This window comes from Exiguobacterium sp. U13-1 (genome assembly GCF_001750115.1).
Taxonomy (GTDB): Bacteria; Bacillota; Bacilli; order Exiguobacteriales; family Exiguobacteriaceae; genus Exiguobacterium_A; species Exiguobacterium_A acetylicum.
Map to the genome: position 1 here is coordinate 3,010,599 of NZ_CP015731.1, position 20,158 is coordinate 3,030,756.

The 20,158-nt window shown below is 48.8% G+C and carries 20 protein-coding genes; 6 read left to right on the forward strand and 14 right to left on the reverse strand.

Annotated features, from left to right (window positions below; all coding sequences use genetic code 11):
- The 8 genes from flgK to ESP131_RS15660 form a co-directional block, all read right to left on the reverse strand.
- Complete coding sequence (gene flgK / locus ESP131_RS15625) at positions 1–1,527, reverse strand: flagellar hook-associated protein FlgK (protein ID WP_029342531.1); 1,527 nt, start codon at positions 1,525–1,527, stop codon at positions 1–3.
- A gap of 12 nt (positions 1,528–1,539) precedes the next feature.
- Positions 1,540–1,947, reverse strand: coding sequence for a flagellar protein FlgN (locus tag ESP131_RS15630; RefSeq protein WP_069940938.1), 408 nt, complete (start codon positions 1,945–1,947; stop codon positions 1,540–1,542).
- A 96-nt stretch (positions 1,948–2,043) separates the two neighbouring features.
- Positions 2,044–2,292, reverse strand: coding sequence for a flagellar biosynthesis anti-sigma factor FlgM (gene flgM, locus ESP131_RS15635; protein WP_047393186.1), 249 nt, complete (start codon positions 2,290–2,292; stop codon positions 2,044–2,046).
- A 459-nt stretch (positions 2,293–2,751) separates the two neighbouring features.
- A complete protein-coding gene (locus ESP131_RS16960) occupies positions 2,752–3,156 on the reverse strand; it encodes a ComF family protein (RefSeq protein ID WP_231925652.1) in 405 nt (134 codons plus the stop codon).
- A 233-nt stretch (positions 3,157–3,389) separates the two neighbouring features.
- Positions 3,390–4,598, reverse strand: a complete 1,209-nt coding sequence (locus tag ESP131_RS15645; protein ID WP_069940940.1) for a helicase-related protein — start codon at positions 4,596–4,598, stop codon at positions 3,390–3,392.
- 230 nt (positions 4,599–4,828) lie between these two features.
- Positions 4,829–5,677, reverse strand: coding sequence for a DegV family protein (locus ESP131_RS15650; RefSeq protein ID WP_047393177.1), 849 nt, complete (start codon positions 5,675–5,677; stop codon positions 4,829–4,831).
- 134 nt (positions 5,678–5,811) lie between these two features.
- Positions 5,812–6,504, reverse strand: coding sequence for a response regulator (locus ESP131_RS15655; protein ID WP_029342537.1), 693 nt, complete (start codon positions 6,502–6,504; stop codon positions 5,812–5,814).
- Entirely contained in the window at positions 6,501–7,673 is a 1,173-nt protein-coding gene (locus ESP131_RS15660) for a sensor histidine kinase (RefSeq protein ID WP_069940941.1), read from the reverse strand. The genes ESP131_RS15655 and ESP131_RS15660 overlap by 4 nt, the downstream gene beginning before the upstream one ends.
- 99 nt (positions 7,674–7,772) lie before the next feature.
- Between ESP131_RS15660 and ESP131_RS15665 the strand changes: the two genes are divergently transcribed.
- The 3 genes from ESP131_RS15665 (at position 7,773) to ESP131_RS15675 (ending at position 9,906) form a co-directional block, all read left to right on the forward strand.
- Complete coding sequence (locus ESP131_RS15665) at positions 7,773–8,414, forward strand: YigZ family protein (protein ID WP_069940942.1); 642 nt, start codon at positions 7,773–7,775, stop codon at positions 8,412–8,414.
- A 135-nt stretch (positions 8,415–8,549) separates the two neighbouring features.
- On the forward strand, positions 8,550–9,515 hold the full coding sequence (locus ESP131_RS15670; RefSeq protein WP_231925653.1) for an LCP family protein: 966 nt from the start codon (positions 8,550–8,552) through the stop codon (positions 9,513–9,515).
- Positions 9,490–9,906, forward strand: a complete 417-nt coding sequence (locus tag ESP131_RS15675) for a GNAT family N-acetyltransferase (protein WP_069940943.1) — start codon at positions 9,490–9,492, stop codon at positions 9,904–9,906. Before ESP131_RS15670 ends, ESP131_RS15675 begins: the two co-directional genes overlap by 26 nt.
- A 56-nt stretch (positions 9,907–9,962) precedes the next feature.
- On the opposite strand, the gene chrA is transcribed toward ESP131_RS15675, so the two are convergent.
- From chrA to ESP131_RS15695, 4 genes are all read right to left on the reverse strand, one after another.
- Positions 9,963–11,114 (reverse strand): chromate efflux transporter, encoded by a 1,152-nt coding sequence (gene chrA, locus ESP131_RS15680; protein ID WP_029342541.1) that lies wholly within the window; start codon positions 11,112–11,114, stop codon positions 9,963–9,965.
- Positions 11,115–11,166: 52 nt separating this feature from the next.
- A complete protein-coding gene (locus tag ESP131_RS15685) occupies positions 11,167–12,270 on the reverse strand; it encodes a DUF418 domain-containing protein (protein ID WP_069940944.1) in 1,104 nt (367 codons plus the stop codon).
- A 62-nt stretch (positions 12,271–12,332) separates the two neighbouring features.
- The gene (locus tag ESP131_RS15690) at positions 12,333–13,376 is read right to left on the reverse strand and encodes a glycosyltransferase family 4 protein (RefSeq protein ID WP_029342543.1); all 1,044 of its coding nucleotides are present in this window, start codon (positions 13,374–13,376) and stop codon (positions 12,333–12,335) included.
- Positions 13,377–13,435: 59 nt separating this feature from the next.
- A complete protein-coding gene (locus ESP131_RS15695) occupies positions 13,436–13,837 on the reverse strand; it encodes a Rok-like winged helix domain-containing protein (protein WP_029342544.1) in 402 nt (133 codons plus the stop codon).
- A 293-nt stretch (positions 13,838–14,130) separates the two neighbouring features.
- Between ESP131_RS15695 and ESP131_RS15700 the strand changes: the two genes are divergently transcribed.
- The gene (locus ESP131_RS15700; RefSeq protein ID WP_069940945.1) at positions 14,131–15,615 is read left to right on the forward strand and encodes an N-acetylmuramoyl-L-alanine amidase family protein; all 1,485 of its coding nucleotides are present in this window, start codon (positions 14,131–14,133) and stop codon (positions 15,613–15,615) included.
- Positions 15,616–15,708: 93 nt separating this feature from the next.
- Here the strand turns inward: ESP131_RS15700 and pgmB are convergent, their stop codons facing one another.
- Positions 15,709–16,380, reverse strand: coding sequence for a beta-phosphoglucomutase (gene pgmB, locus ESP131_RS15705; RefSeq protein ID WP_029342546.1), 672 nt, complete (start codon positions 16,378–16,380; stop codon positions 15,709–15,711).
- 279 nt (positions 16,381–16,659) lie between these two features.
- Between pgmB and secA2 the strand changes: the two genes are divergently transcribed.
- Positions 16,660–19,023, forward strand: a complete 2,364-nt coding sequence (gene secA2 / locus ESP131_RS15710; RefSeq protein WP_069940946.1) for an accessory Sec system translocase SecA2 — start codon at positions 16,660–16,662, stop codon at positions 19,021–19,023.
- Positions 19,007–19,768: an SLAP domain-containing protein gene (locus ESP131_RS15715; RefSeq protein WP_069940947.1), complete on the forward strand. Its 762-nt coding sequence runs from the start codon at positions 19,007–19,009 to the stop codon at positions 19,766–19,768. The genes secA2 and ESP131_RS15715 overlap by 17 nt, the downstream gene beginning before the upstream one ends.
- Positions 19,769–19,807: 39 nt before the next feature.
- Here the strand turns inward: ESP131_RS15715 and ESP131_RS15720 are convergent, their stop codons facing one another.
- Positions 19,808–20,140: an Asp23/Gls24 family envelope stress response protein gene (locus ESP131_RS15720; protein WP_029342549.1), complete on the reverse strand. Its 333-nt coding sequence runs from the start codon at positions 20,138–20,140 to the stop codon at positions 19,808–19,810.
- Between the last annotated feature and the right edge of the window lie 18 nt (positions 20,141–20,158).

A 20,158-nucleotide genomic window follows, 5' to 3' on the forward strand; every position in this document is an offset into this window, starting at 1 on the left:
TCACCGTCCTACGAGTCCCATACCGTTGATGATTTTATCAAGCATCTCATCGACGGTCGTAATATTTCGTGCTGCTGCATTATAAGCGTGTTGATACTGAATCATCATCGTCATCTCTTCATCGATCGAGACGGCAGACATCGACATGCGGCGCTGATCCGCACTTTCCATCAAGACAGCAGCACTCTTACCAAGGCGTCCGACCTGATCGGTCGAGACCGCCATATCGCCGATGACGTTTTGATAGAACGAGCCGATCGTCGTCGTCGTTTTCGACTCCGTGAATTCGATGCTCGCTGTCTTCATCTTCGCCAGTTTCAATGCCCCTTGACTATCCCCGATGTTACCGTCCGTCGACGTCGCGATGTTATCAAGACTCGCCTTGATGTCCGAACCGACGGAGATCGTTGCTGCCGTGATGTCACCGCTTGTTGATGCGAAGAAGGCGTTTGATCCCGCTGTACCATCTTTCTTCAAGTTCGTCGCATGCGCAGCGTTAAAGGCATTCGCGAATGTCTTTGCCATCTCATTGAGTTGACTTTCCATCTTGACGTATTCCCCGACGGCTTTTCCGTCTCGCTCTTGCCCGTACATCTCAATTAGTCCTGATAAACGTCCTGTTGAGAAGCCGCCGAGCTGATCAAACGTATAGGTTTGTGTCTCAGACTTAAAGCCGGTGTACAGTCCCTGTTCGTTCGTCGTGAACGTCAGTGTGCCCGCTTTCGGTAAATCGGAGTCGACAGCAAGTAGCTTGTCCCCGTTCGGAAACTTGATGTTGACGTCGATGCGCCCTTCCGCATTGCGCAACGCATTCCCCATCTGTCCTGTTTCGATCGCCTGAGCATCTACTGTCACTTTTTCGAAATCGACATATTGAGCAAGCTCATCAAAGTAACGATCTCGTTCATCGTAGAGTGCGTTTGGTAAAGCACCAAGTGGTTCGACAACGTGGATTTCCGTATTGATGTTATGGATTTTTTGTAAGAGGTCGTTGACTTTTTTCGTCGAGACCTCGATTTCACTTTTTAAGTCTGTTTTGACTTGATTGATCGCTTTTGCCATGTAATTGAAGGTCTGCGTGAGAGTCTCCGCCTTTTGTCGGACGACACTGCGTGCACCTGAATCTTGCGGATTCGTCGACAAGGTCTGGAGTGATTCCCAGAATCCATCGAATGCTTTTGCAAGACCGGTGTCAGACGGTTCATTGATGATATCTTCCATCCGCCCGAATGCCGCTTGTTTCGTACCGTAATAAGAGACCTTCGTCACTTCATCCCGGTACTGCTTATCGAGCATGACATCGCGAATTCGCTCGAGCATTTCTCCGCGGACCCCAGTTCCGACTTGTCCATTTCGTCCAGATCCAAGTGAAATCGAAAGTTGTTCCGTCGTTCCCATGACGAGACGCTGGCGAGAGAATCCTTCCGTTCCGGCGTTCGCAATATTATTTCCAGTCGATTGCAGAGCCCACTGGTTCGTCGTTAATGCCCGACGTCCTGTCTCAAGCCCCATGAAAGTCGATCCCATCCGTATTCCTCCTTACGCGTTTCGATTGAAGTGTGTCTGGTTCAGTGCGGACTGTCCGTATGTGAAGTCGTCCGCTTCTGGAATCAAGAGTTGGAGATGCCAATCCAAATAATACAGGGATTGCTCCAGCAACTCCGCGTTTAGTGTGTTGAGCTGTCGCAATTGACCGATCGTCTGCAACAACGTTCGGAGTGAGTCGACATCTTCCGGATGTGTCGCGATCCATTCCGTCATCGTCACACTCCCCATCAGTGCGAGCCGTTCTTGTTCTAATCCTTCGATTCGTTTGATATGTACGGGTTCTTCTTTGACGATTTCAGACAAACGACGCATGTCATTTGCAATCAAGACTTGCTTCTTTTCTTCTGCGAGCGCAAGTAAATGAGCATGCGCCTCGTCGAGCTGATTGATGAGTTGCATTCGGTTTCTCCTTCCGAATTGAAAAGGTTCCATTCATATAAAAAACGACCCGCGCATCCGTGCCCCGAGTCGCCTCCATTGTCTACGATGTCCAACTTACAGGTTCAAGAAACGTTCCGCGATTTTTTTCGCATCCGGTTTATAGGTTCCATCCTGGATCGCCTGTTTGAGGGATTCAATCTTTTCAGTCCGTGACGACTGTGTCTCGTTGAAACGCGCACGCGCCTCTGTAGAGATACTGACTTCGTCTGGACGATTCGTACGTTGGTTTTTTGTTCCTTCTACTGATTGAGTTCTTTCGTACGTTTTGGGCATGTTCACCCATTTCGTAGAATCAATTCGCATGTGAACACCTGCTTTCTAGACTACAAGATTCTTAGTTCAAGTCCGATACGTCCTTGGTTTCGAAGAGTCAGAAGAGTCAAGCATCGCCTGGGCGAGGTCACGTCGTAAACGATCACGACATGTGGCACAAATCGTGCCTTCACGGGAGGGCTTCCCGCAACTCTCACACATGATTTCCATCTGGGAAATCTCGGAGATCAATAAGCGCCCTTCCTTGATGTAACGGAAGACGGTATCTCGACTAACACCCGTTCCGATCTCGACATCTTTAGGTGAAGTTCGGATTTTTCGTCGTTCTCGCAGAAATTCGCGTACCTTCTCAAAATCCGTATGATCCTTTCGTATGCAATCAATACACAGTTCTGAAGATTGACGCACGACTAACTTCCCGCAAGATTTACAATTGATGACATCCATTTCCTTCACCTCACATAGAGTATCGGCAGGAATGTTACTTTCTTAAACACTTCGAAATAAAGTTACAGCAGAAATTTCTTTCGCTCCCGCTTCCTTGAGTCGAAACATCGCTTGGCGAAGCGTCGTACCTGTCGTATAGACATCATCGATAAGTACAATGTTCTTCCCCTTGACGTCACTCGTTACGCAAAACGGATTGCTACGCGCAAGTCGCGCTTGTCGTCCCGCCTTACTTTGTTCTGGACCATCGAGACGACTTAAACACGGAACGATCTTTCCGCGCATCCGACGTGCGATCAGCTCCGCTTGATTGAAACGGCGGTCCGAGAGACGCTCGATGCTTAGCGGTATCGGCACAAGAACTGCTTGTTTGATTTTTACCTTCTTCAAGTCATCGGTAAACATCTCAAGCAACGCAGTATCACCGAGAAACTTGAAGCGATGCATGAAATCCTTCGCTGCATCATTGTATAGATAAAGAGGTACTGTTTGGAGCGTCAGCCCTTGCCTTCGCCATTCTGTGCAGTCTGAACAGCACACTGGACCCGGCTTTCCACAATCGACGCATTCCCCTCTTTTTACAAACTTTATTTTACAGGTCGGACAGGTCGCTTGCCTAGTCCAGAGATTTCCGAGTTCCCAACTAGGTAAATAGACCTCTTGACAGAATAGACATCGATTCATGGTCGTACAGCGTTCGCTTTCTTGATGTGATGGATCGCTTCGTACATCGCATCACTCCGGTCATTGGCGCAAAATAAAATGTCACCATCCGGGTATGCCGCCGATCGTCCGACTCGTCCGCTGATTTGAATCAGGGCTGCCGTGCTGAAACCTTGATCCGCATCCAGAATCGCGACTTGAACGTTTTCGATCGTCACACCCCGCTCAAGAATCGTTGTCGTCAGTAAGATTCCTGTCGACTGTCGAAAACGCTGGACCTTCTCGACTCGTTCCGAGTCTGCAGCATGGACGGTCTCGACGTCATAGCCTGCTGTCGCGAATCGGTTTTGCCATCGCTCGAGCTCCGCGATTCGTGAGACGAAGACGAGCCGTGGTACAGCGCTATGACGCGCCAACCAATCGAACACGGTCTGTTCGCTATACGGTACGACGAGCTTTGGGACCGGTAACGGATAGCCATGATAGCGTCGCATCAATCGAACCGTCGGGAATCGTCGATGCCAAAACGAAGGCGTTGCGCTTAATAAAATCAGCGCGGCATCTTTCGTCATCGCGCGCTTGACGTATCGATGCAACGTCCGGTCGAGCCGGTAAGGAAAGGCATCGACCTCGTCCAAGAAGACGACGTCGAAACAATCCCGGTAATGAATCAATTGATGTGTCGTACTGACTGTGATGTCCCCCAGCTCAAGACGTTCAGACGAACCACCGTACAAGGAGACGATGGCGGCGTCTGCAAACGCTCGTTTTAGATGTCCCGTCAATTCCCGAACGACGTCCGCCCGTGGTGCTGCGACAAGTACACGGCGCCCGCTAGCGAGAGCGTCTGCGATTCCCGGGAAAAGAATCGGTGTCTTCCCGGCACCACACACGGCATGAACGAGAAGCCGTTTGTTAGTTAGAACCGTTCGTTGGATCGCTTGAGCAACACGTAATTGTGCCGGCGTCAACGTCAATGGTCCATGTTGTGCCGGTGTCACCGGATCAAGTGCCCGCTGATCCGTCACGAGTCGTCCACAGCTTCGTAGTTTGCCGTAAGCGAGACATTTCCGACAATAATAACAGGCTTTACCACATGTACAGTCTCCTCGCACTGGAAGCGCGCCACATCGTTGGCAACGCCATGTCACGGCTGGTCTGAATCGGTATGTCACTTGTGGTGCGTCGATCCATTCAACAGGTACGAGTCGTCCTCGAAGATCCATCGTCATCTCTCCTTTTCTGTTTCGTCTCTTTCTCGCGGACGTCCGTCATCTCCTTGTGAGCGTTCCACTACTCAACTTGAGCTTTTGACTCGCAGAATTTCGAGGTAACGCCATACGGTACGGTTTCAACAGGCGTTTCCATATAGTCATCCATGATTTTTGAGGATTTTGACAAAACAAAAGCAGCAGGTATCCTCATGAAGAGAATTCCTACTGCTTCCGCTCCTATCTTATTCTGCTGCGTGATACCATGTGACACCGATTGCCCCTGGTCCGAGGTGTGTACCGATGACGGGTCCAAAGACACTCATCTCGATGCGTGCCTGCGGGAAAAGTGCCTTCAGTTCAGCAATCTCTGCCTCTGCTTTCGCAGAATCCTCGGCATGGATGACACCGATGACATAACCTGTACCATCACCGCGGATATCTTCCTTCATCATTTCCTCAATCCGATTGACTGCCCGCTTAAACGTTCGAATCTTTTCAAACGGAACGATTTTTCCATCAACGAAATGAAGGACCGGCTTGATTTTCAGGAACGAGCCGACGAATGCCTGCGCGACACTCAAACGTCCTCCGCGCTGGAGGTGTTCGAGATCGTCGACGACGAAATACGCACGAATCTGTTCCTTTAATGTCTCAAGACGCTGGACGATCGTCTCTGCCGTCGCTCCTGCATCTCGCAAACGAACGGCTTCTTGGACGAGAAACGCTTGCGGCATACAGGAAATACGTGAATCGACTGGATGGACGTTGACATGATCCACCATCATGTTGATCGTATGTAACGCTTGGTACGTTCCGCTGATCCCACTTGATAGTGTAATACCGATGATATCTGTTCCTTCTGGCAACTGCTCGAACGACGACACGAGATCACCGATGTTCGGTTGTGAGGTCGTCGGGAGACTGCCCGTCTGGATGCGTTCATAAAATTCAGCTACTGAGATATCAAACCCTTCCCGGTAGGCGTCACCGTCGAAGATGACACTAAGTGGTGCGACGTGCACTTGATGTTCTTCACAATAGGTAGTTGGCAGATAGGCTGTGCTATCCGTTAAGATCACAATCTGGCTCATCCGTGAATTTCCTCGCTTTTATAGTTCCGTCGTGACGCTGCCAAATGTGACACGCCACAATCGCTTTTAAGTGTAGCATTTTTTACTGGATAAAAAAAGAAAGACGGAAGCGAGCGCTCCTGTCTTTCGAGATATTAAACGACGACCCATCCACGACGGATGGATTCGACGACAGCACCGGTCCGGTCCGGCACATTCATCTTCCGGAGGATCGATGAAACGTGGTTCTTGACCGTCTTTTCACTGATGTATAACGTATCACTGATCGCACGGTTCGAGAAACCGTCCGCTAACAATTGCAAGACTTCACATTCGCGACGCGTCAAGACGTGGAGTGGTGCTTCCGCGACTCGTTTTTCAACAGGTTGTGACGCCATCGTTTGTTTCATCTTCATCAAACGACGGTATTCCTGCAATAAGTTCGGTGTGACTTTCGGGTGGACATATCCACCTTCGCGGTACACGGAACGAATCGCATTGACGAGTTCGTCCGTTGCCATTTCCTTTAAGAGGTAACCGACTGCACCGGCACCTAGGGCGTGCATGACATACGTCTCATCATCATGAATCGATAAGATAATGACACGTACGTCCGGATAGACTTCCATCAGACGTTTTGTTGCTTCAACACCGTTGACTTGCGGCATGTTGATATCCATTAAGACGATATCCGGTTGATGGGTTTCGACGAGCGAGATGACTTCTGCTCCGCTTTCCCCTTCCGCTACGACAACGAATTCTTCTTCGAAATCAAGAATTCGTTTAACGCCTTCGCGGAATAACTGATGATCGTCGACGATGACTACTTTCACTTGCTCGTTGTTCACAGTGTTTCCCCTCTCCCTTCGGATTCCTCGATTGGAATCTTGACCTTGATGACCGTACCTTTTCCGGGATGCGTCTCGATATCGAATTCACCATCGATCAATTCGATCCGTTCACGCATACCAACGAGTCCGAATGACTCGTCGCATGATGCGACGATGGAATCGAAATCAAATCCAACGCCATTATCCTTCACGTGGATTCGTACGGAATGTTGATATTGTTCTATGATAATACGAATGTCACTCGCTTTGGAATGCTTTACTGCATTTTGGACGGCTTCTTGGACGATTCGGAAGACAGCAACTTCATACGTCGAATCGATCCGTTCACCGCCTCCTAGATAATTGAAGTGAACCGGAATATTCGAAATTTCTTGAATATGGCGAAGATAGCGTTCGAGCGTCGGAACGAATCCGAGATCGTCAAGCGTCATCGGACGTAAATCGTATATGATACGGCGGATATCGGCAAGTCCATCCCGAATCAACGTCCGTAAACGGTGAATCTCTTCAAAAGCTGCCTCTGCCCCATTATGCTGGTGAATCTTTTCAATCAAATCAGCCCGGATCAAAACGTGGGCAAGCGTCTGCGCCGGACCATCGTGCATGTCGCGCGACAAGCGGCGGCGTTCATTTTCGGCGGACTGGAAGACTTTTAGACCCATCTCCTGTTTTTGCATCGCCTTTTCATATTTTTCATTCATCATCTGCATATCGTCCGTCAAGAAGTTGAGGACGACCGAGACACGTCCAATCAATTGATCTGCCCGTTCAATCGTCTCATCGAGCTGAATCAGTCGGCGTTCGAGCTCATCGCGGCGCTTTCGGCAATTCATCTCATCTCGTTGATTGATGAACGATTCGAGTTGCAACGCGTTTGCTGTCTCGTAGGCCGACCGGACATCCTGTTCCGAGTAGCTGTCGAAGTTCTTACTGACGACGACGAGTCGCGCCTTTGCATCCTTGATATGGCGTTCGAGTCGTTCTGCTTCTTTTATATAGTCGTGCACCCGAATTTTCAGGTCGCGCAGTTCTTGCTGGATTTCGGCATATTGTTCGCGAGAACTTTCCGTGATCCGGACGATTTCTTCCCGACTCTCTTCTACGACGCCGATGATGTTCTGTACGATATCATTCAAGGATAGCCGCTCCCTCATCTCATTCGTCATGGTATTCCCTCCATTCCTTGCCAGTCGTCTACGGTTGTCTCTCTCTTGGAACGTCGTTATGCTAGAAAGAACTAGTTAACGAGGAGGACATTTTTGATTATGACATTATCTAATTATTATACAGTAAAAGAAAACGGTTTCCACGAAATCATTATCCAAAAGTCTCGATTCATCACTTATTTAGCTCGCGCAACGACGGAAGAACAAGCCCAGGCGTTCATTTCCGATCTGAAAAAAAAACATCACGATGCGAACCATAACTGCTCCGCCTACGTCATCGGTGAGCGTAATGAGATCCAAAAAGCGAATGATGACGGTGAACCGAGCGGAACGGCCGGTGTTCCGATGCTTGAAGTATTGAAGAAGCGTGACTTACGCGATACGGTCGTCGTCGTGACACGGTATTTCGGCGGCATCAAGTTAGGCGGTGGTGGACTGATTCGAGCATATGGTTCGAGTGTCTCTGAAGCATTGAACGCAGTCGGTGTCGTCGAGCGGATCGAACATACCGTCATTTCTGTCAACGTCGACTACACATGGCTTGGAAAGCTCGAGAACGAATTACGGGCGAGTGTCCATCCGATTGATCAGATTCATTACCTCGATCAAGTCCAGATCGACGTCCTCGTCAAGACAGCCGATGTCCCTGATTTTCTCGATTGGATGACGAACATGACGAACGGTCAAGCTGATTTGTCAAGCGGCTCTACCCGCTACCTCGAACGTGACATTATTTCCTGACCTGCTATACTGATTGTAAAGAAATTTAAAGTTTTTTTAAAATTCAGTTAATGTTAGGAGTTAATAAAAGTGGAAGAGCGAACCCGAAGTAATAAAAAAAAGATAAAGAAAAAACGTTCGTGGTTTAAAGTGTTCGTGATCAGTTTTCTTGTCGTGCTTGTGGGTGGAGGTGCAACCTTCGCTTACGTTGCATATAAAACGTTCCAGACCGCAAACGACTCAAACGTTGATTTAGCGCGCGGTGACAAGTCCGAGAAACGAGAAGCAGCCATTGATTTGACGAAAGATCACTTTTCCGTTCTGCTCGTCGGAACGGATGAACGACCTGGTGACACCTCATCGCGTGCTGATACGATGATCGTCGCGACATTCAACAAGGACGATCAAACTGTGGATATGGTCAGCATTCCCCGCGATTCACTCGTCGAGATTCCTTCTGTCGGTTACGAGGATAAAATCAATCACTCTTATGCCTTTGGTGGCATCGATTCAACGATTGAAACGGTCGAGACATTGCTCGATATTCCAATCGATTATTATGCATCGATCAACTTCAATGGTGTCGTCGCGATCGTCGACGCATTAGGCGGCATCGATGTCGACGTCAAGTTACCGATCGATACACTCGACTCGTCCGATAAGCGCAATGGCGTTAAATTGGAACCGGGACAACAAACGTTGAACGGCGAAGAAGCACTCGCTTATGCTCGAATGCGTTATCAAGATCCTGAAGGAGATATCGGACGGACAAAACGTCAACAACAGATTGTCGAAGCCATCGTTGATCAGTCGACATCGTTCGGTTCAATCACCAAACTAAATACGCTGATGGATGCGACCGGGGACAACTTCCGGACGAACATGTCGTTGACGGAAGCGTTCCAACTGCAACCGTTCATCAAAAAAATCGGTTCCATCAACCGGATTGATTTAAAAGGTACCGATGCGAAAATCAATGGCGCTTATTATTACCAGCTCGATCCAACATCACTGGCTGACGCGAAGACGACATTGAAGGAACAACTTAATTTGCCAATCGATGAGACGACAGACAGCATCACGTCGGAGGCTGTAGATGATTCGTTCACTCCAAGCAACTGATCATGTGTCACTACTGGAAGTACAACGTCGCGCTTATCAGATAGAAGCCGCATTACTCAATGCGACTGATTTCCCGCCATTACGCGAAACGATCGATGAGATCGACGTTGAAGAGCCAATCGGTTTCGTTTACGTCATTGATGACGACATTGTTGGTGCTGTCACGATTGCTGATGGAACGATCACGCGACTCGTCGTGGATCCGTCATACTTCCGTCAAGGAATCGCACAATCTTTGCTACGACACGTGTTCGAACACAGTCTCGCCAAACACGTCATGACCGGTGCACGTAATCTGCCAGCGCTTTCGCTTTACAATCGTTTCGGCTTTTCAGAAGTCCGGCGCGAGTGGCGTAGTGGAATCGAACTTGTCTTTTTGATGCGAACCTGACGTTTAGGAACAACAAAGAAGCAGTAGACACCGGGTCTACTGCTTCTTTGTGTCGTTTAGAAGAAAAGGAATCCGAGAGCGGCTCCGATTAACACGATTCGTAACGGCGACTGTTTATAAAAACGAAGTAAACAGAACAAACCGAATGCAATCAAGAAATCAAGACCACTCTTGATGCTTGATGTAAAGATCGGATCGTAGAGAGCAGCAAGTAGGATACCGACGACAGCGGCATTGACACCAATCAATATTCGTCCGACCGATTGATTCTTTCGAATACGATCCCAGTACGGTAAAACACCGATGACGAGTAGGAATCCTGGTAGGAAGATGGCAAGCGTCGCAAGAATCCCTCCAGAAATACCAGAGACGACCGTACCGAGATACGTCGCAAACGTGAAGAGTGGACCCGGTACCGCTTGTGCTGCGGCATAACCGGCAAGGAACGTATCCGTGTTCATCAATCCAGGTACAAGTGTTTGCTCAAGGAATGGCAAGACGACATGTCCACCACCAAAGACGAGGGCACCTGCACTGTACATGATACTCGTCAGCTGGACGGTTCCCGTCGCAGATTGCGCGAGAAATGGTGTGACGGCGAGTAAGACGAAGAATAAGACGAGTGCCGTGATACTAAGTAGGCGTGGTACGCGAATTGACAGGGATCCACCCGTCTCCGTCTCTTCTTTGAACCAGAAGAACGCAAAAAGACCTGCGAACAACAAGACACCGACTTGCGCCAGTGGATGTGCGATCAACAGTACCCCTGCTAGCGCTAGTAGCATCAACGTCATCCGTTTGACGCCTGTCGCAAGTTTCATTCCCATGCCAAGGACGGCGTCAGCAACGATCGCGACAGCGACAAGTTTCAAGCCATGAATGAATCCGGCTTCCGCGACATCGAATTGTGTCGCAAGAATCGCGAATAGAATCAAAGCGATACTCGACGGTAACGTGAAGCCGACGAAGGAAATAATTGCCCCTGCTACTCCTCCACGGATCAAACCAATTCCCATTCCGACCTGACTCGAAGCGGGACCCGGGAGGAATTGACAGAGCGCAACTAAGTCAGCATACGCTTTCTCATCAATCCATTTTTTCCGTTTGACATATTCTTCATAAAAATACCCAAGATGGGCGACCGGACCTCCGAACGACGTTAGTCCGAGCTTGAACGATACAAGAAAGATTTCGATTAGACGATTCATGCTTCACCTCCATCCTTCATTCTAAACAAAAAATGTTAAGTTCCTGTGAACTTCAACGGTTTTTCTTACCATAAGTCCCTTTTCGCCACAATTTCTCCATGGGACCTTGTGGATGAGACTGGAGATATCTGTTTGATGTAACCCCTTGTGAGATCAAAAGCAGGAAAACGAGTAACAGTCCTTGCCATAACGGTATCGTTCCATGTTGTCCACTGAAGAAGACAAATACGGTAAAGACGAGTGTATGCATCAAATAATTCGTCAATGCCATCCGCCCCAGTCCAGCAAACCATTGCATACGTCCAGCACGAACGAGTAACGCTACGGCACAAGCATAGGTGATCGCAAGCGTGCGCCCTGAGAGCCAAACGTAAAATAGATTGATTGATCCGTCCGGTACGTCAGCATGCGCTTGTATGATTCCAGCGAATGATGGAAGTGTCAGTAATAAGCTAATGCCAAGCGTCCACCACAGGAAACGATTCGTCGGGGGCGTTGCACTGAAGCGTTCCATCAAATAGGCTCCGATCAAGAACAGTGATAGAATTTCTGGCCAAATGACACCGGAATTCATGAGGGCTTCCGGCAATTGAACTGTCGCATGATGCGCTAAAAATCCGAGGAGATCGCGCGATGCGACGAACGACTGAAGTGTCTTATCCAGCTCGACGACGGGAGCGTCGCCGAGTTGACGAGCCCCAAAGAAAATAAGTAGATAGAGCAAAATGGCATAGATTTGAAATGCTATCGCAAACAAGAGCTTCGTGATTGGCTTTGTTTTAGCGAACAATAACAAAATGAAGCCCGTCAACGCATACGTATGTAAGATATCGCCCTGCCAGACAAGCAGGTGCAAAAGACCAATGATGAGCAGAATTCCGAGCCGCCTTGCGAAGATCGTCATCGGTAGACCACGTTGTCGTAACCGGTTGATGAACAGGTAAAAACCGGCTCCAAATAGAACACTAAACAGGGTATAGAATTTCGTCTGGATGAAGAGATCGAAAATGAGACGAATCGATTGATCCATCTCCCCCATCATCGCATTCGGTCGATCACCGAGAAAACTCGGCATGTTGACGAATAAAATCCCGCATAGTGCAAAACCACGTAACACATCCAAATAGACGATGCGTTGATTCAATGATTGATTCATTCCAACACTCCCTTTCTGAAAAAAGACCGCTCACACGGATGAGCGGTCTTTTTTGATATACGTTATTTCGATGTAAAACGTTCCAACAAATTCAACAATGGTCGATAGCGTTCACCAAGCAAACCGAGTGACTCGACAAGAATGTCAAGAACGAGCAACAGCATGACGAGTGAGACGAGAGCACCAATCGAATTCGTCTGCGAGAACAGAATCGCCGTCATCCCGAAGATGGCACAGAGTCCGTAGATGACGAGCACGGCTTGGCGCATCGTAAAGCCGAGATCAAGCAACCGGTGATGCAGATGGGCCTTATCCGGCGCAAATGGTGGTTTTCCTTGCAATACCCGTCGAACAATCGCAAACAACGTGTCGGAAATCGGGATCCCAAGCAAAATAACTGGAACGGCAAGCGAGAACAGTGTCACGTTCTTGAATCCAAGAAGTGATAACACACCAAGCATATAGCCGAGGAACAAGGCACCGGTATCACCCATGAAGATTTTCGCTGGGTAGAAGTTATGAAACAGAAAACCGAACGTACTCATCAATAAGAGAATCGCGACGATCGTCACGTAGACGTTTCCTTGAATGACGGCAAGACTGATCAATGTCAACAAGACGATGCTCGAGACACCCGCTGCTAACCCGTCTAATCCATCAATCAAATTGACGGCATTCGTGATTCCGATGACCCAAAGGAACGTCAGCGGAACACTCCACCATCCAAGATATAACTGCTGATCGAACGGTAGATTGATGAACTCGATCCGAATCCCACCGTTTAGGACGATGACGGCAGCAACGATTTGCCCCATCAGCTTCAAACGGGCATTGAGTTGGAATCGATCATCCAGTGCACCGGTCAAAATAATAACGAACCCACCGACTAAAATATGCGTCGCGTACGGACTCGAAGGTTGTAAGATAAAATAACCGATCATAAAAGCGATATAGATCGCTAATCCGCCAAGTCGCGGCATGATTCGGACGTGTACTTTTCGCGCGTCCGGACTGTCAACGGCACCGACTGCAATCGCAAAGCGTTTCACGACGGGTGTGATCAGTAAGGCGGCGATAAAACAGACGATGGACGCAGTCCATAACATAGTAACATCACGCTCCTGCGCGAATTATATCATAAAAAAAAAGAGCCGACGAGCGGCTCTTACATGAAGATCGGTACTTCAGCAGCTGGATCATATGTATAGATACCGCGCCCGACTTTTTTAATGGCAGGGTTTGCCTGTTCGACTTTCGCCATCAATTGGTAGATGTTACTAATTTGGTGACGGTAACGCAATTCAAGCTCCATTTGGATGTCACGTGCTGTCATCGATTCACGCTCGCGCATCAAATCGCTGATTTGGTGCACGTAGACTTCTAGTGGATACCGCTGGTTGACACGACGTTGTTTTAACGGACGTTCATGCGTGACGGCGACTTCTTGCGAATGTTCCCCCGTTCCACGGCTTAATTCCGAGATTAAATACTCGGCACGTCGCTGTAAGCGACGGTATTCCTCTTCGATTTCCATTAGTTCGCGGTAGATGTGTTCACTGTTACCCATTCCTTGCCCCTCTTTCCTTTTTTATACATTAATGTTTCAATTGTGTTTCAGTTGTATGTATTTTGAAATATTTTAAACTATAATTTGCCTTGATAATATATAATTTCTTTAATTATTTAATTATCCTGTAATATTTTCATATCCTTACCGATAAATTGGCTACACCTCATATTAACAGAAAGGAGTGAAAACGGAACATATAATTTCTACATTTAACTATTTTAATAATACTTAAGTTCTACTAATCCAATATATATCTTTCTTATTTTACCGAAAAGGAGACTGGAAATTTAATGGGCAAATTACCTAAAACACTTCGTACCGCTCTAGTACTTTCGTTGGTATCCGGTTGCTTCGCTTCTACTTCTACTGTATCGGCTGCTTCTGGTACAACCTTTACGAAAACTTCGTATCAGACGACAGATGCCTTGAATCTACGCAGTTCGAACTCGACGTCTTCTAAAAAATTGCTGACGATCCCGAAGACGACGAAAGTCACATCGAGCTATCGAAAAGGCTCTTGGTATAAGTTGTCATATAAAGGAAAGACGGGATATGTGACCGGATCTTATCTGAAAAAAATCGAGAGTGGCACTTCTTTTTCGAAGACGTCTTATAAGACGACGGATGCGCTATCCTTACGTAGTGCCGCAACGACATCTTCTACTCGATTACTGACGATTCCTAAGGGAGCCGGTGTACAATCAAGTTTCAAAAGCGGGAATTGGTATAAAGTGACCTATGCAAATAAGACCGGTTATGTTTCTGGTTCGTATTTAAAGAAAGTGACTACACCAGCCAAAACGACGGTCTATACGACGACGGATCGCTTGAATTTCCGTTCGTCTCCTTCGACATCCGGAAAAGTCCTGACGACGATTCCAAGTGGAACTGCCGTCAATTCCCTCGCCGTTAAATCGAATTGGCACACGGTCCAGTACCAAGGGAAAACGGGGTATGTCATGGGAACGTACCTGAAGAAAGGGACTTCCGTTCCTGCCTCGACGACTGGAAACGTCGATTATAGTGGTTCAAAGATGTATGTGTTGATCCCATCAGGCAATAGTGTCGCGCTTCGTGCGAGTGCGTCGACGCTCAGTGGTCAAATCGCTCGTCTTGGACGCGGTACTCCTGTCGTCGTCACGAATTCGCGTCATCAAACAAAAGGCTTCGTCGCCGTCCGGACAGCAAGTGGTCAAAGCGGTTATGTCGATGCGACGTATCTGACGTTGTTCCAACCGGCACCATCGAATCGTCCACTTCTCGTCCTTGATCCGGGTCACGGCGGACACGACGCAGGTGCAGTTCGTTACGGTGTGACAGAGCGTGACATCGTCCTTGCTGTCACGAAACAAGTCGCCGAGCGCCTTGCCGGAAAAGTCGATGTGACGATGTCACGCTATACGAACGACTACTATCCGTCTCTTGGAGAGCGGAGTGCCCTTGCGAACAGTCATGCAACGACTGCTTTCGTCAGTGTCCACATCAATGCTTCAACGAGTACGCAAGCATACGGAGCAGAGACCTTCTACTATAAAGGCGCCTCTTCGATCAACCTTGCTCGTAACGTCCAACAACGCCTTGTCTCCTACGCGGGCATGCGCGACCGAAGCGTCCACTATGCAAACTACGCTGTCATTCGTGGTACGAAAGCACCGTCGATTCTAGCGGAACTCGGTTTCCTCTCGAACAGCGCGGATCGGGCGAAACTGACAAACGCATCGTATCAGTCACGTTACGCGCAAGCAATCGCAGACGGCATTCTTGCCTCACTTTAAATCAACGCCATATCAAAAAGGATCGCTCAGGGAAGCGATCCTTTTTGCATACACATAACTTTCAAGGAATGTCCTTCACCATCAGGGAATGGTTCAGACAAGGGAGCGACTAGCGAGGATTTGCTCAAGGGATAGCAAATCTGTCGAATCGACACGATAGTCTGCCTCATGGAGCGCCGACTCCGGTCCAACTCCGACGGCATACATGCCGGCAGCGTGGATGGCAGTGATGCCAGCTGTCGCATCTTCTACACCGATGCAACGGCTCGGTTCGACGTCGAGTGCTTCTGCAGCACGGAGAAACACTTCAGGGTGTGGTTTCGATTGTGCAACGGTCGCAGCGTCTACGATGTCATCGAAATAGTGTCGGACCTTTAGTGCCTCGACGACCATCAGCGCATTTTTAGAGGCGGACGCCATTCCGATCTTCAGCCCAGCGTTTCGGATTTCATCGAGGAATGCAGTGATTCCAGGAAGAAGATCCTGTTCAGAAATATGTTGGATCAATGTGACGTAGTGTTCGTTTTTCTTCGCAGCAAGTGCTAGCTTCTCTTCCTCCGAAAAAGCGTTCTGTTTTCCACCAAGCGCAAGGATACGCTCGAGTGAATCCATCCGGCTGACACCTTTTAATGTCTCATTGAATTCCCGGTCGAACGGGATATCCAAATCCTCTCCAAGTTGTTTCCACGCTAAGTAATGATACTCTGCTGTATCGGTAATTACGCCGTCTAAATCAAAAATGACCGCTTCGATCGTTGGTGCCATCCGACATCCATCCTTTCTTCCATCGTCCATGAAAGGCAAGAAATCGAATGACTTTGCGCAAACGATTGCACTTGCCTTATGAATAATTTTACTGGTTCTTCCGAATCTTTGCAAGCGTTATCAAATATTTCTGATTTTCTATTTTTAAGCACGAAACACGTTAATTTTGATAACGCTTTCAATTTTAAGGGAATGTTTTACTTATTTCGTTCTTTACTATTCGTTTTACATTTTTTAACTGCTATAATGAATCTCATAGCATATGAGGGAGTGACGAAGATGTTTCAACGTGTTAAACAGTTGTTGAATGATCAAAGTCGAAGAATTCATCGTTATGAAAAAATCGTAACGACGATCAATAGCCTAGAACGAGAAATGGAACAAACATCCGATCAAGCGTTACGTGAATTGACCGCCTCATTACGTGAGCGGCTACAAACTGGGGAACGAATCGATGCGATCACACCAATGGCATTCGCCCTTGTCCGAGAAGCGAGTAAACGAACGCTCGGCTTACGGCATTACGATGTGCAGCTCATGGGCGGTCTGGCATTACTTGAAGGACAAATCGCCGAGATGGCGACCGGTGAAGGAAAGACGCTCGTTGCTTCACTCGCGAGCTTCACTCAGGCGCTTCACGGAAAAGGTGTCCACGTCATTACCGTCAATGAGTATCTGGCACAACGCGATGCGGAGCAAATCGGTCAGATTCACCGATTTTTAGGGTTGCAGGTCGGAATCAATTCCGCTGAAGCTACGTTTGAGGAAAAACGGATCGCCTACGCAGCAGACATTACATACGGTGTCGGGACTGAATTCGGGTTCGATTACCTGCGCGATCATCTGATCATGGAGCCGACGGAACGTCTACAACGTCCGCTTCATTTCGCCTTGATCGACGAAGTCGATAGCATTTTAATCGATGAAGCGAAAACACCACTCATCATGGCGGAACGAGACAGTGTCCACGAAGGGTTACAGCAACTCGTCCGTCATGTCGTGCAGACATTCGAAGACGAGCGGGATTATACGTTCGACGAAGAGATTAAAGCGGTCGCCTTGACTGATCAGGGGATTGAGACGATCGAGGAGGCGTTTGCGATTGATCATCTGTTTGCTGCTGAGCACTCCGTCCTCTTCCATTACGTCATTCAAGCCTTACGTGCCCATGTCGTCCTCAAGCGAGATGTCGACTATATCGTCAAGGATCAAAAAATCGCGCTCGTCGACCTCTTCACGGGTCGTCTGATGGAAGGACGCAGTCTATCCGACGGGTTACATCAGGCACTTGAAGCAAAAGAAGGTGTTCCCGTCACGGAAGAGAACCGGACGACGGCACAAATCACGATTCAGCATTATTTCCGTCTTTATCACCAGGTGGCAGGAATGACGGGTACAGCGGCGACGTCACGGGAGGAGTTCCAAAAGACGTACGGGATGGATGTCGTGACGATTCCATCAAATCGTCCGAAAATCCGGATCGATGCGGAGGACGTCATCTTTGCGACGCGTGACGAAAAATTAGAGGCAATCGCGCTGGCGACAAAATCGGCACACGTCACGGGACGACCAGTTCTGATCGGTACTTCGTCGATTGAACAGTCCTTACGCGTCGCGAAGACACTTGATACACATGAACTCACCTACGAGATCCTGAACGCAAAAACCGTCGATCAGGAAGTCCGGATCATCGCTTCAGCCGGACAAGCCGGTCGAATCACGATCGCCACGAACATGGCAGGTCGCGGAACGGATATTTTACTTGATGAAACAGCACAACAACAAGGCGGCTTGTTCGTCATCGGAACCGAACGCCATGAATCTATTCGGATCGACAACCAACTCCGTGGTCGGGCAGGTCGCCAAGGCGATCCCGGATTGACGCAATTTTATCTCTCGCTCGAAGATGAACTGCCTCGTCGTTTCGCGCGCGACCGTCTCGCACGCGTGCAACAAAAAGTACGAGATGCTTCCGGTCTACTGGCTTCACGTGACGTTCGGGATCTATTGCAGTTCGCTCAGTCGACGTGTGAATCCGTCAATCGGAGTGTTCGGGATGAACTCGTCCAGCTCGAAGAAGTCATCAGCGAACAACGGCAAGCAATCTATCATCTCCGCAACAGAATCGTTGATGCGACGTCACTCGAAGACATCGTCCAACCGTTTGCCGGACGTGTCTTGCCGTCGATCATCGACCAAACACTTTCTGACGATCTCGTCCCGGAAGAATGGCCGCTGGCTCTCGTCACGACAGAACTCGAGCAACTGTTGCATCAACCGGTCACGTTGGAACGACTGGAAACGATCGACGAGATGAAACGCCAACTTGAGCCGCTGATTGCTGACACCGAAGCCTTACTCGTTGCCCATGTTGCGGCTGAAAAAGAGACCGTCAAACGCTTCATCCTCCTTGCACTGGATGAGCAATGGACGCGCCACTTAACAGCCATGAACAGCTTAAAAGAAGGAATCCACCTCCGGAGTTACGGACAAGAGCAACCAGTGCGCATCTTTGAGCGGGAAGGCGTGGATTACTTCGAATATGCCATTGCGAGTTTCGAAAAGCAGGTCCTTTCTGGTATCTGCCGCGCCGAACAGACACACGATAGCGAAGGAGAACTGCATCATGCACACGTCGAATGAAGTGTTCCGTCCCCCGCTCTATTTCACGGAGGACATGCCGATCGTCAAGGAAGACGAATACGTCTTTCGTCACGTCGCGAAACAACTACCTGAGTTACAGGTCAATCAGATGGCGATTCATCTGTTTCAAGTTTTATCGCGTCGTCCGCTTCAAGTCATCGCCTTATTCCAAAACACGTTGTCTCGGTCGTTCCATCTGAATGATCTTGTCGTCCTTGCGCTCTCCGGTGACGAACTCGTCGCTCGCAAAGTCCTCAGTATCGAAGAAGTTCCCGTCATACTCCCGATGGCGACATTGCCGCTCTGGTTGACGTTTGAAGAAGATGATTGTTTCGTCGACCTCGAACAGTTAACGGAACCGCTACAACTCGTCTTCTCAAGCGAGACGCTGACTGAGCTTTTCATCGACGATGACTTCACGGAACCCGAGCAACGGATGATTCGTCAAGTCGCTTATTCGCACCCGACACCTCCAGCAGATGGATGGTCGTTATTACCGGTCTCGATCATGCGCGAGCCGGATACTGTGACAGCGACCGTCCTCGTCCGTAATGCGAGCGATCAGACACTGACGCTCGAGGCGCTAGCGTTCGAACTGATGGATGGCGAGACGCCACTCGCAGACGTCATCCATCCTGGATTGTCCTTACCTGCTCATAGCCAACATGCGATTCGTCTCCGTTTCGCCTGCACCGCAACAGATGTCCCGGCATTCGGTCTCCGTTATCTTCCTCCCTCTTCCTAAAAAAAACGTCTCGGCACACAAGATGCCGAGACGTTTTGCTTATCCTTTTAAGAGTCCGATGACGCGGACGTTGATTGCTTTTGGTTGGAACGCGAGCATGTTTTCCATGTCTTGTGCGATCCGTTCTTGGACTTTTCCAGCTGTCTTGATGATCGACATGCCGTATTTGATATGCACGGACAGACTAACCGTGATATCGCCGCCGACATCTTCGACTTTCACGAGTTTGACCATCTGTTTTTCCTGCAGTTTCGAATCATCTGCTGTAAAGGCGATGCCTTCCGTTTCTTGAACGGCTACCCCTGCGATGACCTCGATGACTTGTTGCGAGACGTTCACGACACCGTCCGCATTATTTAAATTATATGACATACCTTCCACGCCCTTCGT